Raw genomic sequence first — 13,827 nt, forward strand, 5'->3', positions numbered from 1 at the left:
ATCAATAGAAGAGGCAGCAGTCGAAGAAGTACCGGTAGAAGACTTAGGAATTGACTTGGAAATGCCGGTGGCAGAAGAAGCACCAGCAGAAGAGCCACCAATGGAAGAGGCAGTAGCAGAGGAGGCTCCTGTTGAGGAACCAGTAGCCGAAGAACCTCCAGCTGAGGAAATAATCTTAGAAAGTACTCCTGAGGAACCAACTGAAGAAGTAATACTAACAGAAGAACCTTCAGTAGATTTGGATGCATTGTTAGAGGAAGTTGGAGGACCTGCAGAGGAAGAAGCACCAGCCGAGGAACCAGTTTCTGAGGTACCAGCAGAAGAACCTAAGTCAGATGAAATAATTATTCCTGATGTAGGTGTAGATTTAACAGATCCTAACAGAGTAATGAGTGCTGAAGAGATAGAAAAGCTATTTGCTAACATTTAAAATTTTAATACCTGTCTCATAAAGAGGCAGGTATTATTTATTTATATAGTTAAATTGTTATCCTAAAGATAAATTAGGGGTACAATTCAGAAAGCTTAATAAAAAGTCAAAACAGAAAAAGTGAAAAAATCGAAAAAAATTAAAAAAAACACTTGCAAAAAAATGATTTAGCATATATACTAATATTCGTTGCTGAGGCAATAACAAATAAATATGCGCGACTAGCTCAGCTGGCAGAGCACCTGACTCTTAATCAGGGTGTCCAGGGTTCGAACCCCTGGTCGCGCACGAAACAAACGTCGAGATAAACTCGACGTTATTTTTTGTATAAAAGAATATAGAAGAAAAAAGCGACCTCACAGTTTTACCATGCGTAAGCACATAAACCTTGGAGGTCGCTTAATAATCTTTATAATTATCTACTTGCAATTAACTTATAAATAGGATTACCCATAGAAGAGAATTTTTCCTCGTACTCAGTCATGACATTTCCTTGATTCATATCAGAATCATTGTGTAAATCATAAGTAACAGCATCTAATTTCCATAGTGGGTGATTGTTAATTTCCTCTACAGAAAAATCAAATAAATCCTTATTATCAGTTTTAAATTCAATATTACCTTCTTTAGTAAGAATAGAATTATATCTATTTAAGAAGGTAGATGAAGTAAGTCTTCGTTTGCTATGTCTATCCTTAGGCCAAGGATCACTAAAGTTCAAATATATCTTATCAACTTCACCACAGCTAAAGATATCAAGAATCTCTGCTGCATCAAAACAAATAAAACGAAGATTAGGAATTTCCTCTTCTTGAACCTTTTGAATAGCACGTAAGAGGACGCTGGTGTATCTCTCGATTCCTATATAATTAATATTAGGATTATTCTTAGCAAGAGTAGTGATAAACTGGCCCTTACCCATGCCAATTTCAATGTGGATAGGATTATCGTTATTGAAAATTTCAGATTTATAGTTACCTTTAAACTTTGCAGGGGTATTAATACAGTAGCTGCTGTTTGATACAACTTCATCAGCCCCTGGAATATTTCTTAATCTCATAGATTCCTCCATCAAATAAAATCGAATGAAATTATATCATAAAAAATGATGTACAAATACTCTAACTTTCGGATAAAAAAGTGGCGTTACATGTTTATTTTCATTATAATCAATGATGTGAATAAAAAGAAAGAAATGAAGTCGGTAGTAAAATATGAGTATTAAAAAATCAATTTCAAAGCTTTTAGCTTTTTTATTTTTGACAAATTCCCTAGTAGCAGCAAATACAATGGAAGTAAAGGCTGCAGATTATTGGCCTGGAGGAATCGATGTTACGGCTGAATCAGCTATCATAATGGAAGAGGAAACAGGAACAATCCTATATTCAAAGAATATGGATGAGGTTCACTTCCCAGCCAGTATTACAAAGATAATGACTGCTCTTCTTACTTTAGAAAATTGCCAGCTAGACGAGACAGTAACCTTTTCAGCTGAGGCTGTATATGGCACAGAGCTAGGATCTTCTAGTATTGCTAGAGATGTGAATGAAGAGATGACAGTGGAGCAGACCTTATATGGTATGATGCTGGAATCTGCTAACGAATGTGCCTATGCTCTCGGCGAGCATGTGGCAGGAGATATGTCTTCCTTTGTTGACATGATGAATGACAGAGCAAAGGAGCTTGGATGTACAAACACTCACTTTAATAATTCAAACGGTTTGCCAGACGATGAACATTATACAACTGCCCATGATATGGCTTTAATTGCCAGAGCAGCTTACTCTATACCAAAGTTTGCAGAGATTGTTGGAACAAAAAGCTACACAATACCACCTACAAATAAGCATCCAGATCCTACTCCTCTTAATAATCATCATCAGATGCTTCACTATTACAAGACAAACAAATATCTTTATGATGGTTGTCTAGGTGGAAAAACTGGATATACAGTTGTGGCAGGAGCTACGCTAGTTACTTACGCTAAAAAAGATGGAATGACTCTTATCTGCGTAGTAATGAAGGATACAGTTGGCGAGCAATATACTGATACTACAAACCTATTTGAATATTGTTTTAGCAATTTTAGCAAATATGCAGTTAAGGATTTTGCTTCAATATCTGAGACAGACACAAATGTGACAGGTGTACTCAGTGAAAATAGTGAGTTAATAAAGATTGATAAAAAGGGCTTAATAGTAATTCCTAAGACAGCAAGTGTATTGGATGTTCAGTCTACAGTAGTGCCTTATAGTGATGAGAACGATAAAGCAGTTGTTGGTCAGCTGAGGTATACTTATGCAGATAGAAGTGTGGGAATGGCAAACCTATTGTTTACCAATGCAGAAGTAGAAAGCTATCCATTTGATAATTTACCAGTGAAAAAAGGTGGAAGTGGAAAGGATTATATCCAAGTAGACTATCCAAAGATTGGTTTAGTAATACTGGCCATCATAGTTTTAGTAGTAATTGTGCTATATATCAGAAGTAAGTCAAGCGAGATACTTTTAGCCAGACATAGATATAAAAGTAAGCACACAAAACCAGAGAAAACAAACCTTACTATCATAAGAAGTAATGGAAAGAAGCGTAGAAGACGCAGATAAAGATATATAATGTCTTGGTAATCTAAAATAAAGACAAATATAAAATAAAAACGACAGCAGATTTTTAAAAAGCTGTCGTTTTTTATATATTAAGGACTGAAGATAAATATTATTAATTGATAGTACAACTTATCTATTTATCAGACTATTTATTAATATTTCTAGCTGATGTTTATTGGTAGTAAACAATATAATACCATTTGAAGAATTAATCATGGTTATTATTTTATCAGCAAAGGTTTCGGATTCAGATAGGAGCTGATAAAGATAATCCTTGTATGTACCGTCGGCTTTAAGGAAAAGTGTCTCGTATTCTTCAAAGGGTTGAAGGCTCGCATTAGTTTTTCCAAGTAGAAAAGCAATTTCTTTATCCTGGTTTAGTTGAGCTTCTGTTTTATTTATGATGAAATAGCCACGCTCATCCTTTGGCATCTCCAAAGCCTTAACCGCTCTTTGAACCTGTTTAGTCAAACTATCACTTGCAGGATATAGAGACTGAAAGTAGCTCATAAAATCAGCAGCAGTTTTAAAGTGCTCATTGGTGCCACGTTCAAGTACCTCTGTCATAAGAATCTTCTTAATGACTTTTTCACATTCCTTACGAGAAGGATTTTTTCTAAGTGTAATCTTCTCTTCAGACATAAAAACCTCCCAAAAAGACAAAAATAATAGTTCTATGAATATTATACGACATAAATAATGCGAAAAAAAGACAATAGTGTCTTTTTAATAATTAAAACACCCGGAAATCCTTGAAACTAAAGGATTTGACAGGGATTTCAGGGAATGGGATAATAAAAAATAATTACCTCGTTAAAGAGTAAGGAGTGGGGAAAATGGAAATGCTATTATCAAGAGATGAAAAGAAGCAATACCAGCTAGAGCAGATTAATGATCTGGTTGAAAACAATGAGGGTTTGGTGAAAGCCAGTGATATTGATGCTCTTGGGGTAGATTACAGACGAGTATTAAAGTTCGTGGAGGAAGGCTATCTTATTAGAGTGAAAAGCGGCTATTACACCACTAAATATTACGAGTGTGACGAGGACCAGTGGATTCGAAAGCTTTTTGGTGAAGATGGAATTCTTACTATGGAATCAGCTCTTTATGTATATGGCTACCTAAAAGATAGACCATATAAATGGAGTATTGCAATTAACAAAAATACTAGCAAATCCAGATTCAATATAGATTATCCAATAGTGGTGCCTTATTATACTGAGCCTGAGGTTCTGGAAATAGGTGTTACAGAAGCAGATTTCGCAGGTGGCAAAATGAAGATTTACACCAAGGAACGATTAATCTGCGATTTTTTGAAATACCAGGAAAAGGTTGATAGAGAAGATTTCAAAAAAGGAGTATGGGCATACATCATGGACGAGGACAAGGATGTGGCTAAGCTCATGGAATATGCAAAGGAACGTAAGGTACTTAAGAAAGTTCAAACTATGATAGGTGTGTGGCTCTAATGATTAATAGATTACACATTAAAGAAAAAGCAGAAGAACTGAATATTCCCTTTAAGAATTTGCTCAGTGCAGCAGTAGCTGAAATCATTATTGAATTACTGGCAAATGGAAAATATTGTAATGAGCTATATTTATGTAATTCCACAGATTTCACTCCAGAAATATATAGGGATATATGCATAGGAAATATCTATTACGAGTATGTAAAGGATATTGATGGAAAAATGTCGATCCTTTATATGCGAGATATTTTGAAGGAGATAATGGCCAAGGCATCCCTAGAAGCTTTTGTTGTAAGTGGCAGTGTGGATGAAACAGGAATTAGCCTTCGCATTACAGTGGACGAAATGTACATACCTCTTCATATACACTTTAGAAAACACAGGGGTGCCCACGAGCCTGAAATGATTAAGCTAAAGCTCACAGCTTATGAAAATCGTGTGGTGGATGTACTTACAAATCCAAAGGAAGATGAATTGGTAAAATGCTTGTCGGAGATAATCGAAAAGCTAGAGCTGATTAACGATATGGATCAGTATTATTATGCCTACGAGATTCTTTCTACATGTCCAGTAAATGGACGAAAGGTGAAGGACAATCTTTCTAAGGAATTGGAAGAAAAAAGAATAGTAATCGATGCTAGCAGATTAAATATGTTGGCTAGCTACACCGATTACACATACATGAAAAAGAAGTGGAAAGTAGAATTACGACAAAAAAAGAAGTCTGAACCACAGTGGTCAGACGTGAATAATTGTCTTATGAACTTTCTTGGACCAATCTGGGAAGCAATGGAAAAGAATGTTGTTTTCCTGGGAGACTGGATGCCTCAGCTAAAGCGCTTCCTAGATTAGCGATATTTTAGGAAGTAAAGTTGTGTTTTAAAACAGAGAAAACCGCGTAGTAATATGATTGCCTGTCATTAACTTTATAGAATTGTTGTTCAACTGAAATTGGTGAAACAGTTTCAATTTCAGAGCAGTCAATAAGATTATTGTTACATTCTTCTAGTAAGAAGGAACGTATATCTTTTTTGAAAAAATTGTTTTTGAACATACCGCCGATGCATTGTTTATTACAAACTCCACAGATTGCATCGTTATTATCATCGAACATAATGGAAGTGTAATCGTAATTCTCTGACCTATCGTAAAGATAGACAGCGGTACGAGGATCTAAAAATGGAGTATCCACTGTCATGAAAAAAGCACGGTCTCCGGAAACCATAGTGAGGCATGAAAGAATAGCGCCGTAAGGGCCAGCATTTCTGGAAATATCAGGAATCTCCTGAGCGTTAAGACCAAGATGAGCAAGGTCACCTCTTTCATTTACGGAAAGATAAATCTTATCAAAAAAAGGGCTGAATTTATCATAGATATACTCAACCATAGTCTTATCTTCAAAAGGTAATAATGCTTTTTTTGTGCCCATGCGTGAGCTATCGCCACCGCAAAGAATAACTAGTGTTCTGTTCATGTAATCCTCCTGATGATTTAGGATAATTATATTAATTTTCATAGGAAAATAAAAGATAGTAATATGAGTTTAAAAGAAACTTTAGAAAAGTATTCAAAATCAAACATGTATCCTTTCCATATGCCAGGTCATAAGCGCAGGCTTAAAGGCTGCTATGAAATAGATATGACAGAGGTTCCAGGAGTAGATGATTTGCATGATCCAGAGGATGTCATTTTTCAGGATCAAAAAAGAATGGCAAAGCTTTACGGAGCCGATGAAAGCTATTTTTTGGTAGGTGGTTCCACAGTAGGAAATCTTGCTGCTTTATACGCAACATGTAGCGAGGGTGATACTGTTATTATCCAGAGAAACTCTCATAAAAGCGTTTATAATTCGGCAATGCTCAGACATTTAAAGGTTGAATATATATGCCCAAGGCTTTTTGATAATGGAATTTATCAGGCGGTTTCTTTGGAGGAAGTTCATCAGGCGGTAGAAAAAGCGAAGAATCCAAGGGCTATAGTGCTTACATCACCAACCTATGAAGGTTATCACTGCAAGATTAAAGAGATAGCGGACTATTGCCACGAAAAAGAAATAATACTTGTGGTGGATCAGGCACACGGAGCCCATTTGGGATTTCATCCATCTTTTACAAATTCTGCTGTGAAATATGCTGATATAACAATACAAAGTCTTCATAAAACCTTGCCAGCCTTAACTCAGACTGCGGTAATGCATGTATCGCAAGGTAGAGTTGATTTAAACAGGCTTCGAGAGGCTTTAGACATATACGAAAGCAGTTCACCATCCTACGTTTTAATGAATTCTATTAGCCAGTGTATGGATATACTGGAAGAAGGCGTTGATTTATTTGAGAACTATGTGGATAAGCTTCAGAATTTCTACAAGGCTTGTGGACAATTAAAGCATTTGAAAGTTGTTGAAGATACAGATGAAAATAAGGATCCAGGTAAGCTGATAATATCCACCAAGAACACAAACATCACAGGAGTGGAGCTAGCAAGAATACTTAGAGAAAAATATGAGCTTGAAACAGAGCTATCAAGTTTTTCTTATGTGCTTGCCATGACAAGCATAATGGATTCTGAAGAAGGATTTTTGCGACTAGAGAAGGCCTTGCTAGAAATAGACGAAAACCTAACCACAGGAAATGTTGAGGTTCCAAGAATCGATTATAGGCCAACAAAGAAAATAGAATTATACGAAGCTAAATCAAATAGAGCAACAGATGTTAAGTTGGAGGATGCTATAAACAAAGTATCTGCAGCCATGGTTTGTATATATCCACCGGGGGCACCTTTAATAGTTCCTGGAGAGGAAATATCGACGGAAACAGTGGACATAATAAGCTTTGCAAAAGCAAAAGGGTTGCACGTAACAGGCCTTAATAAAGGGCTTATCTCCGTTGTCAATTAAAGCTTTGTGAATTATACTTTAAACATAAATACAAGTGAAGAGGATTATATGGGTAGGATTTTTTGCATAATGGGCAAAAGCTCGTCAGGTAAGGACACAATTTTTAAGATTTTGCTCCAGAGAAAGGATATTAACGTTAAGAGGATTGTTAGCTATACAACAAGACCTCAACGCAGTCATGAAAAGCCAGGAGATGAATACAATTTTGTTACGATAGAAGAGAAGGACAGATTGTTAGCAGAGGGAAAGGTTATTGAGCTTCGCAAATACGATACTGTTCACGGCCCATGGTTTTACTTTACTGTGGACGATGAAAGCGTAGATCTATCACAGGATGATTATCTTATGATTGGCACTGTTGAAAGCTTTGTTAAAATCCGTGATTACTACGGAGCTGACAAGGTTTTGCCGATATATATAGAGGTAGATGATGGTATAAGACTCAGTCGTGCCCTTGAAAGAGAGCGCAGCCAAGAGCATCCAAAATACGAGGAAATGTGCAGAAGATTTCTTGCAGACCAGCAGGATTTTTCTGAGGAAAACCTTAAGAAGGCAAACATAACCAACGTATTTAACAACAACGAGGATAGTGCCATTACCAGCGACAATATAGCAGCATTCATAAACGGAAAGTAAAAGTCTTTCCTACGAGGTGTATGTATGGATATTCGAGTAAGTGATGTTAGTCAGGTTAACCAGGTGGACGCTCCAAAAGCAACGGCCCCTGTGGATGATACTTTCAAATTCACACTTGCAGCAGCGGTGGATGATGCGGAGCTTCAGGAAAAGCTTACAAATCTTTTAAACGACATCACCACTCAGGGAAAGCTGTTGTCTGAGCATATGGATATCCGTGATATGAAACGCTATCGCGGTCTGGTTAAGGATTTCTTGAACGAGGTTGTTAACAGATCACACAAGTTTTCTAGAGAAAACTTTCTTGATAGACGTGGTCGTCACAGAGTGTATGGTATGATAAAGCTTGTGGATGAAAAAATGGACGAGCTTGCCACAGCACTTGTACAGGATGAGATGGACCATTTAGATATACTTAACAGAGTGGATGAAATCAGAGGATTGCTTTTAGATATCATCACCTAAAAATAGATAGTAACTGGGAGAATTAATTAATGAGCTTTGCAGAAATTGTAGGCCAGGAGGACGCCAAAAGACTTCTTACAAATGCAGTAAAAACTGGAAATCATAGTCACGCCTATATTTTCAGCGGTGAAAAGGGCTCAGGGAAGATGATGCTTGCAGAGGCTTTTGCTGCAATGCTTCAGTGTGAAAATCCTGGTGAGGATGCCTGTGGTCAGTGCCATAGCTGCAAGCAGGCTATGAACCATGAAAATCCTGATATTATCTATGTCACTAGAGAAGAAGGCAAGAGCAATATCAGCGTGGACGTGGTTCGAGAAAAGATTGTAAATGATGTAGACATCAAGCCCTACAACAATAAATATAAAATCTATATTGTTGATGAAGCAGAAAGAATGAACCCTCAGGCTCAGAATGCAATTTTGAAGACTATCGAAGAGCCACCGGAGTTTGCTATTATTATGCTTCTTACAGCAAATCATAATGCATTCCTGCAGACGATATTATCCAGATGCGTGCTTATACAAATGAAGACAGTGGATACTGAAAGCATTGTAAAAGTGCTTCAGGAAAAATATGAAACAGTGGATTATCAGGCACAGATGGTGGCAACCTTTGCCCAGGGAAATATAGGGAAAGCCATTGCCTTAGCCACAGATTCTGCCTTTTCAGATGTGAAGAACAAGGTGGTTGGAATCTGCAAGAAGGCAGGAAAAATGGATGAGGCACAGATAGCAGATGAAGTAAAATCCATCAAGGAAGAAAACGATGCTGACAAAAAGGCTGAGGACTCAGAAGCAGAGAAATTTCAGGGTTTTGTGGAGCAAATGCTAGATTTAATCACCCTTTGGTTCAGAGATGTGCTATTATATAAATCGACATTAGATGATAATCTTCTACTTTTCAAGGAAGATACATTTGATATACATGAGCAGGCAGAGCAATGCTCGTACAATGGTTTGAATCGAATAATCGATGCCATTTCAGAAACAAGAGCAAGACTAAATGCAAATGTCAATTTTGAGTTGACCATGATGCTTTTAATACAGGCAATTAAGGAGAACACTAGATGATAAAGGTTATAGGTGTACGCTTCAGAGGAGGCGGAAAAGTATATTATTTTGATCCAGCAGGCGTAGAGCTGAAAAGAGAGGATCAAGTAATCGTTGAGACTGTCCGCGGTGTTGAAATCGGAACAGTTCTTTTGGTGGATAAGGAAATCTCAGATGATGAGGTGCCAGGTCCAATCAAAAAGATTATGCGCAAAGCCACTGAGGATGATGTAAAGAAGGCCGCAAAGAACATTGAAAAAGAAAAAGAAGCCATGAAGATTTGCGAGGAAAAAATCGCAAAACGTGAGCTTGAAATGAAGCTTGTAGGTGCTGAATATACCTTCGACAACAACAAGCTTATCTTTTACTTCACAGCTGACGGACGAATTGATTTCCGTGAGTTGGTTAAGGATCTTGCAGCAGTATTCCATACACGTATTGAGCTTAGACAGATTGGTGTTCGTGATGAGACAAAGCTTATGGGCGGCATCGGAATCTGTGGTAGAGAGCTTTGCTGTAAGAGTTATCTTGCAGACTTTGTTCCTGTATCTATCAAGATGGCAAAGGAACAGAACCTTTCACTTAATCCTACAAAGATTTCAGGTCTCTGCGGCAGACTTATGTGTTGCTTAAAGAACGAGCAGGAAACCTACGAATATCTCAACAGCAGACTTCCAGGAATCAACGATGTGGTTACCACACCAGACGGATTCAAGGGAACAGTTCAGTCTGTAAACGTACTTAGACAGACAGTTAGAGTACTTTTCGAGGATGGAGACCTTAAGGAAGTTAAGGATTACCCAACCTCAGAGCTTAAATTTAAACCACGTAAGAAGAAGGTACAGGTATCAAAGGAAGAAGCTAGAGAGCTAGCAGACCTTGAGGATAAGAATTAATGGAAAAGCTTGTACATGATGATGAGCGAGTAGATGACCTTCAGATAAACGGATATAGAATTATTCAGCATCCTGACAAATTTTGTTTTGGCATGGATGCTGTCTTGTTATCGAGCTTTGCTAAGGTTAGGCCAGGAGAAAAGGTACTGGACCTTGGTACCGGCACAGGAATCCTTCCTATTTTGCTGGAGGCCAAAACTGAAGGTGAGCATTTTACCGGCCTTGAGATACAGCCTGAAAGCGCTGAAATGGCCAATCGCTCAGTTTTATTAAATGATTTGCAAGAAAAGGTTAGCATAGTGGAAGGAGATATAAAGCAGGCCGCTGAAATCTTCGGAAAGGGTACCATGGATGTGGTTACCAGTAATCCTCCATATATGACTAATCATCACGGCTTGAAAAATCCTAACGATGCAAAGGCCATAGCCAGACATGAGCTTCTTTGTTCACTGGAGGATTTAATCAGCCAGACTGCAGCAGTGCTTAAGCCAAAGGGCAGATGTTATTTCGTACATCGCCCCTTCAGATTAGTGGAAATCATCACCTTGATGAGGCAATACAAGCTTGAGCCAAAAAGGATGCGACTTGTATATCCTTTTGTAGACAAGGAACCAAACATGGTTTTAATCGAAGGAGTAAGGGGCGGCGGCTCCCAGCTTACGGTGGAGGCACCACTTATTGTCTACGACGAACCAGGCAAGTACACAAAAGAAATCTATGAAATTTACGGGATGCTAATGGAATGAGCGGAACATTATATTTAGTTGCAACTCCAATCGGAAACCTTGAAGATATGACCTTTCGCGCAGTGCGAATTCTCAAGGAAGTGGATTTGATTGCAGCAGAAGACACACGAAATTCAATAAAGCTACTCAATCATTTTGAGATAGACACACCAATGACCAGCTACCACGAGTTCAACAAGGTTGATAAGGCTATTTCACTTATTGCCAAGTTGAAGGAGGGTCAGAACATTGCAGTTGTGACTGATGCAGGTACACCAGGCATTTCTGATCCAGGTGAAGAGCTGGTGGCTATGTGCTATGAAGAAGGAATCGAGGTCACTTCAGTGCCAGGACCAGCTGCATGTATCACAGCAGTGACAATGTCGGGACAGGCCTGTAGACGCTTTGCTTTTGAGGCTTTTCTTCCGAAAGACAAGAAAGAACGTCGTAGAGTCTTAGAAGAGACTAAAAATGAAACTAGGACTATTATCATATACGAGGCTCCTCATCATCTGATTGGAACCTTAAAGGAGCTAAAGGAAGTCCTTGGAGCAGATAGAGGAATTACCCTTTGTCGCGAGCTTACAAAGAAGCATGAGGAAAAAGAAAAGACCACTATCGGTGGTGCTCTTGAAAGCTACGAGACTAAAGAGCCTAGAGGAGAGTATGTGCTTGTAATCGCTGGTAAGTCTAAGGCAGAGGTTATCGAGGAAGCAAGAGCAGCCTTTGAGGACATGACCATAGAAGAGCATATGGATATGTATCTTAGTCAGGGCATGGATAAAAAGGAAGCCATGAAGGCGGTTGCAAAGGATAGAGGCGTAAGTAAGCGCGATATTTACAATGCGTTGCTATAAATAAATCTAACTTAATACGGAAGGGGGAATTTACAATGGGTGACATCGAAAAGCTTAAAGAAATGATTGATGATTCCAGCAAGATTGTTTTCTTCGGCGGTGCCGGAGTTTCTACAGAAAGTGGAATACCAGATTTTCGTAGCAAGGATGGCTTGTACAATCAGAAGGATGTTCAATTTGAAAAGTATCAGCCTGAATATTTGCTTAGCCATAGCTGTCTTGTGAGAGAGCCAAAGGTTTACTTTGAATTTCATAGACAGAAGATGGATACCAGAAAGATTGAGCCAAACAATGCTCATAAATATCTGGCAAAGCTTGAAGAAACTGGAAAGCTAATAGGTGTTGTTACTCAAAATATTGACGGTCTTCATCAAAAGGCCGGCAGTAAGAAGGTTTTTGAGATTCACGGCAGTGCTCTTAGAAATTACTGTATGAAATGTGGGACTAGCTATCCTATAGATTACATCTTTGATTCTGACGAGGATATACCAACCTGTGATTACTGCGGTGGTGTAGTGAGAGCAGATATTACTTTATATGAAGAGGGCTTGCCTGAGGACCAGGTGGAAGGAGCAATAAATGCTATTGCCAGCGCTGATATGATGATAATCGGTGGCACATCCCTTTCAGTATATCCTGCTGCTTCCTTTGTTAATTATTTCAGAGGAAAGTATCTTGTAATCATTAATGAAAGCGATATAGCAGCACCAAGAGCTGAAAATACTTTGACAATTCACGACAGAATTGGAAAGGTGTTTACAGAACTAGCAGCACTTCAGGGAATAAGCCTGTAATCTGCGAACAAATGGCGAAAAATCAATAAAAAATATACAAAAGCCTTGAAAAATACCTTCTTACGTGTTAATATCTTAATTCGTGGTATAAAACATTTATATCCTTGCTAAGCTATGTAATTTTTTAGGTAGCTTGGCCAATAGACCAAAAGGAGGTAGAAAGCATGAACAAGTATGAATTAGCACTCGTTGTTAATGCGAAGATCGAAGACGATGCAAGAACTGCCACAGTTGAAAAGGCAAAGGAGTACATCACTCGCTTTGGTGGCCAGATTACAGACGTCGATGATTGGGGCAAGAAGAGACTTGCTTACGAAATTCAGAAGATGAATGAAGGTTTCTATTACTTCATCCACTTTGATGCTGAGGCAGGCGTTCCTGCACAGATCGAAGAGAATATTCGTATCATGGACAACGTTCTTCGTTTCTTATGCGTTAGAGCTGACGAGGCTTAATAGTATAAGACAAGGAGATTAAATCAATTATGAATAAAGTTATTCTTATGGGACGTCTCACTAGAGACCCAGAGGTTCGTTACGGTGGAGCAAACAACTCAGCTGTTGCAAGATTTTCTCTTGCTGTAGATCGTAGATTCAAGAGAGAAGGCGATGAGCAGACAGCAGATTTTATTAACTGCGTTGCTTTCGGAAAGACAGCAGAGTTCCTTGAGAAGTATGCTCGTAAGGGCACAAAGTTTGTTGTAGAAGGTCGTATTCAGACTGGTTCTTACACAAACAAAGAAGGTCAGAAGGTTTACACTACCGACGTTGTTTGCGAGAATGTTGAGTTCGCAGAGAGCAAAAACTCTCAGGGCGGCGGAAGCAGCTTTGACGGTGGCAGCAATTTCGCTCCAAGCTCAGATGCAGGCGACGGTTTTATGAATATCCCTGATGGAATTGACGAGGAATTACCGTTCAATTAAGTCAAGGTAACGAAGCCTTGACAGGGAGGAGCAATATGAGCTTGCTCATATTTTTTCAATGCTCCGACCGACCTAACAGG

16 protein-coding genes, 1 tRNA gene and 1 pseudogene are annotated in these 13,827 nt (G+C 38.5%); 15 read left to right on the forward strand and 3 right to left on the reverse strand.

What is annotated here, in order from left to right; genetic code table 11:
- Positions 1-430 (forward strand): annotated as a pseudogene (locus tag BLR54_RS14985) (hypothetical protein); the annotation flags it as partial.
- Positions 431-645: 215 nt separating this feature from the next.
- Positions 646-718: transfer RNA gene (locus BLR54_RS10910), tRNA-Lys, on the forward strand.
- Between the two features lie 127 nt (positions 719-845).
- On the opposite strand, the gene trmB is transcribed toward BLR54_RS10910, so the two are convergent.
- Entirely contained in the window at positions 846-1,490 is a 645-nt protein-coding gene (trmB, locus tag BLR54_RS10915) for a tRNA (guanosine(46)-N7)-methyltransferase TrmB (protein WP_090420914.1), read from the reverse strand.
- Between the two features lie 154 nt (positions 1,491-1,644).
- Here trmB and BLR54_RS10920 point away from each other — a divergent pair, with 154 nt between their 5' ends.
- Positions 1,645-3,036 carry a D-alanyl-D-alanine carboxypeptidase family protein gene (locus tag BLR54_RS10920; RefSeq protein ID WP_090420919.1) on the forward strand — a complete coding sequence of 464 codons (1,392 nt, stop codon included), beginning with the start codon at positions 1,645-1,647 and terminating at the stop codon, positions 3,034-3,036.
- Positions 3,037-3,165: 129 nt separating this feature from the next.
- Here BLR54_RS10920 and BLR54_RS10925 read toward each other — a convergent pair whose 3' ends face one another.
- The gene (locus tag BLR54_RS10925) at positions 3,166-3,678 is read right to left on the reverse strand and encodes a hypothetical protein (protein WP_090420922.1); all 513 of its coding nucleotides are present in this window, start codon (positions 3,676-3,678) and stop codon (positions 3,166-3,168) included.
- Between the two features lie 194 nt (positions 3,679-3,872).
- Here BLR54_RS10925 and BLR54_RS10930 point away from each other — a divergent pair, with 194 nt between their 5' ends.
- Both BLR54_RS10930 and BLR54_RS10935 read left to right on the forward strand, forming a co-directional pair.
- Positions 3,873-4,505 carry a type IV toxin-antitoxin system AbiEi family antitoxin domain-containing protein gene (locus BLR54_RS10930; RefSeq protein WP_090420925.1) on the forward strand — a complete coding sequence of 211 codons (633 nt, stop codon included), beginning with the start codon at positions 3,873-3,875 and terminating at the stop codon, positions 4,503-4,505.
- Complete coding sequence (locus tag BLR54_RS10935; RefSeq protein ID WP_090420929.1) at positions 4,505-5,359, forward strand: hypothetical protein; 855 nt, start codon at positions 4,505-4,507, stop codon at positions 5,357-5,359. The genes BLR54_RS10930 and BLR54_RS10935 overlap by 1 nt, the downstream gene beginning before the upstream one ends.
- 7 nt (positions 5,360-5,366) lie before the next feature.
- On the opposite strand, the gene mobA is transcribed toward BLR54_RS10935, so the two are convergent.
- Entirely contained in the window at positions 5,367-5,981 is a 615-nt protein-coding gene (gene mobA, locus BLR54_RS10940; RefSeq protein ID WP_090420932.1) for a molybdenum cofactor guanylyltransferase, read from the reverse strand.
- A 63-nt stretch (positions 5,982-6,044) separates the two neighbouring features.
- On the opposite strand from mobA, the gene BLR54_RS10945 reads away from it, so the two are divergent.
- From BLR54_RS10945 to BLR54_RS10990, 10 genes are all read left to right on the forward strand, one after another.
- Positions 6,045-7,403 (forward strand): aminotransferase class I/II-fold pyridoxal phosphate-dependent enzyme, encoded by a 1,359-nt coding sequence (locus tag BLR54_RS10945; protein ID WP_090420934.1) that lies wholly within the window; start codon positions 6,045-6,047, stop codon positions 7,401-7,403.
- Between the two features lie 48 nt (positions 7,404-7,451).
- Positions 7,452-8,039, forward strand: a complete 588-nt coding sequence (locus tag BLR54_RS10950; RefSeq protein ID WP_090420937.1) for a nucleoside/nucleotide kinase family protein — start codon at positions 7,452-7,454, stop codon at positions 8,037-8,039.
- 24 nt (positions 8,040-8,063) lie between these two features.
- Positions 8,064-8,504, forward strand: coding sequence for a YaaR family protein (locus tag BLR54_RS10955; RefSeq protein WP_090420940.1), 441 nt, complete (start codon positions 8,064-8,066; stop codon positions 8,502-8,504).
- A gap of 29 nt (positions 8,505-8,533) precedes the next feature.
- Positions 8,534-9,574 carry a DNA polymerase III subunit delta' gene (gene holB / locus BLR54_RS10960; RefSeq protein WP_090420943.1) on the forward strand — a complete coding sequence of 347 codons (1,041 nt, stop codon included), beginning with the start codon at positions 8,534-8,536 and terminating at the stop codon, positions 9,572-9,574.
- Positions 9,571-10,449 carry a PSP1 domain-containing protein gene (locus BLR54_RS10965; protein WP_090420946.1) on the forward strand — a complete coding sequence of 293 codons (879 nt, stop codon included), beginning with the start codon at positions 9,571-9,573 and terminating at the stop codon, positions 10,447-10,449. The genes holB and BLR54_RS10965 overlap by 4 nt, the downstream gene beginning before the upstream one ends.
- A complete protein-coding gene (locus BLR54_RS10970) occupies positions 10,449-11,195 on the forward strand; it encodes a tRNA1(Val) (adenine(37)-N6)-methyltransferase (protein ID WP_090420949.1) in 747 nt (248 codons plus the stop codon). The genes BLR54_RS10965 and BLR54_RS10970 overlap by 1 nt, the downstream gene beginning before the upstream one ends.
- Complete coding sequence (gene rsmI / locus BLR54_RS10975) at positions 11,192-12,031, forward strand: 16S rRNA (cytidine(1402)-2'-O)-methyltransferase (RefSeq protein ID WP_090420952.1); 840 nt, start codon at positions 11,192-11,194, stop codon at positions 12,029-12,031. Before BLR54_RS10970 ends, rsmI begins: the two co-directional genes overlap by 4 nt.
- 35 nt (positions 12,032-12,066) lie before the next feature.
- Positions 12,067-12,825, forward strand: a complete 759-nt coding sequence (locus BLR54_RS10980) for an NAD-dependent protein deacylase (protein WP_090420955.1) — start codon at positions 12,067-12,069, stop codon at positions 12,823-12,825.
- A 164-nt stretch (positions 12,826-12,989) separates the two neighbouring features.
- Positions 12,990-13,280 carry a 30S ribosomal protein S6 gene (rpsF, locus tag BLR54_RS10985; RefSeq protein ID WP_090420958.1) on the forward strand — a complete coding sequence of 97 codons (291 nt, stop codon included), beginning with the start codon at positions 12,990-12,992 and terminating at the stop codon, positions 13,278-13,280.
- Positions 13,281-13,309: 29 nt separating this feature from the next.
- Positions 13,310-13,747 (forward strand): single-stranded DNA-binding protein, encoded by a 438-nt coding sequence (locus tag BLR54_RS10990; protein ID WP_090420961.1) that lies wholly within the window; start codon positions 13,310-13,312, stop codon positions 13,745-13,747.
- Positions 13,748-13,827 lie beyond the last annotated feature (80 nt).

Source organism: Pseudobutyrivibrio sp. YE44 (assembly GCF_900104335.1).
Taxonomy (GTDB): Bacteria; Bacillota; Clostridia; order Lachnospirales; family Lachnospiraceae; genus Pseudobutyrivibrio.

Excerpts from the sequence above, each read along its gene's own strand:
- BLR54_RS10950 (WP_090420937.1), top strand. The coding sequence starts at position 7,452 with ATGGGTAGGATTTTTTGCATAATGGGCAAAAGCTCGTCAGGTAAGGAC.
- BLR54_RS10970 (WP_090420949.1), top strand. The coding sequence starts at position 10,449 with ATGGAAAAGCTTGTACATGATGATGAGCGAGTAGATGACCTTCAGATA.
- BLR54_RS10945 (WP_090420934.1), top strand. The coding sequence starts at position 6,045 with ATGAGTTTAAAAGAAACTTTAGAAAAGTATTCAAAATCAAACATGTAT.
- BLR54_RS10925 (WP_090420922.1), bottom strand. The coding sequence starts at position 3,678 with ATGTCTGAAGAGAAGATTACACTTAGAAAAAATCCTTCTCGTAAGGAA.
- BLR54_RS10955 (WP_090420940.1), top strand. The coding sequence starts at position 8,064 with ATGGATATTCGAGTAAGTGATGTTAGTCAGGTTAACCAGGTGGACGCT.
- BLR54_RS10935 (WP_090420929.1), top strand. The coding sequence starts at position 4,505 with ATGATTAATAGATTACACATTAAAGAAAAAGCAGAAGAACTGAATATT.
- BLR54_RS10990 (WP_090420961.1), top strand. The coding sequence starts at position 13,310 with ATGAATAAAGTTATTCTTATGGGACGTCTCACTAGAGACCCAGAGGTT.
- rpsF (WP_090420958.1), top strand. The coding sequence starts at position 12,990 with ATGAACAAGTATGAATTAGCACTCGTTGTTAATGCGAAGATCGAAGAC.
- rsmI (WP_090420952.1), top strand. The coding sequence starts at position 11,192 with ATGAGCGGAACATTATATTTAGTTGCAACTCCAATCGGAAACCTTGAA.
- holB (WP_090420943.1), top strand. The coding sequence starts at position 8,534 with ATGAGCTTTGCAGAAATTGTAGGCCAGGAGGACGCCAAAAGACTTCTT.
- trmB (WP_090420914.1), bottom strand. The coding sequence starts at position 1,490 with ATGAGATTAAGAAATATTCCAGGGGCTGATGAAGTTGTATCAAACAGC.
- BLR54_RS10965 (WP_090420946.1), top strand. The coding sequence starts at position 9,571 with ATGATAAAGGTTATAGGTGTACGCTTCAGAGGAGGCGGAAAAGTATAT.
- BLR54_RS10980 (WP_090420955.1), top strand. The coding sequence starts at position 12,067 with ATGGGTGACATCGAAAAGCTTAAAGAAATGATTGATGATTCCAGCAAG.
- BLR54_RS10930 (WP_090420925.1), top strand. The coding sequence starts at position 3,873 with ATGGAAATGCTATTATCAAGAGATGAAAAGAAGCAATACCAGCTAGAG.
- mobA (WP_090420932.1), bottom strand. The coding sequence starts at position 5,981 with ATGAACAGAACACTAGTTATTCTTTGCGGTGGCGATAGCTCACGCATG.
- BLR54_RS10920 (WP_090420919.1), top strand. The coding sequence starts at position 1,645 with ATGAGTATTAAAAAATCAATTTCAAAGCTTTTAGCTTTTTTATTTTTG.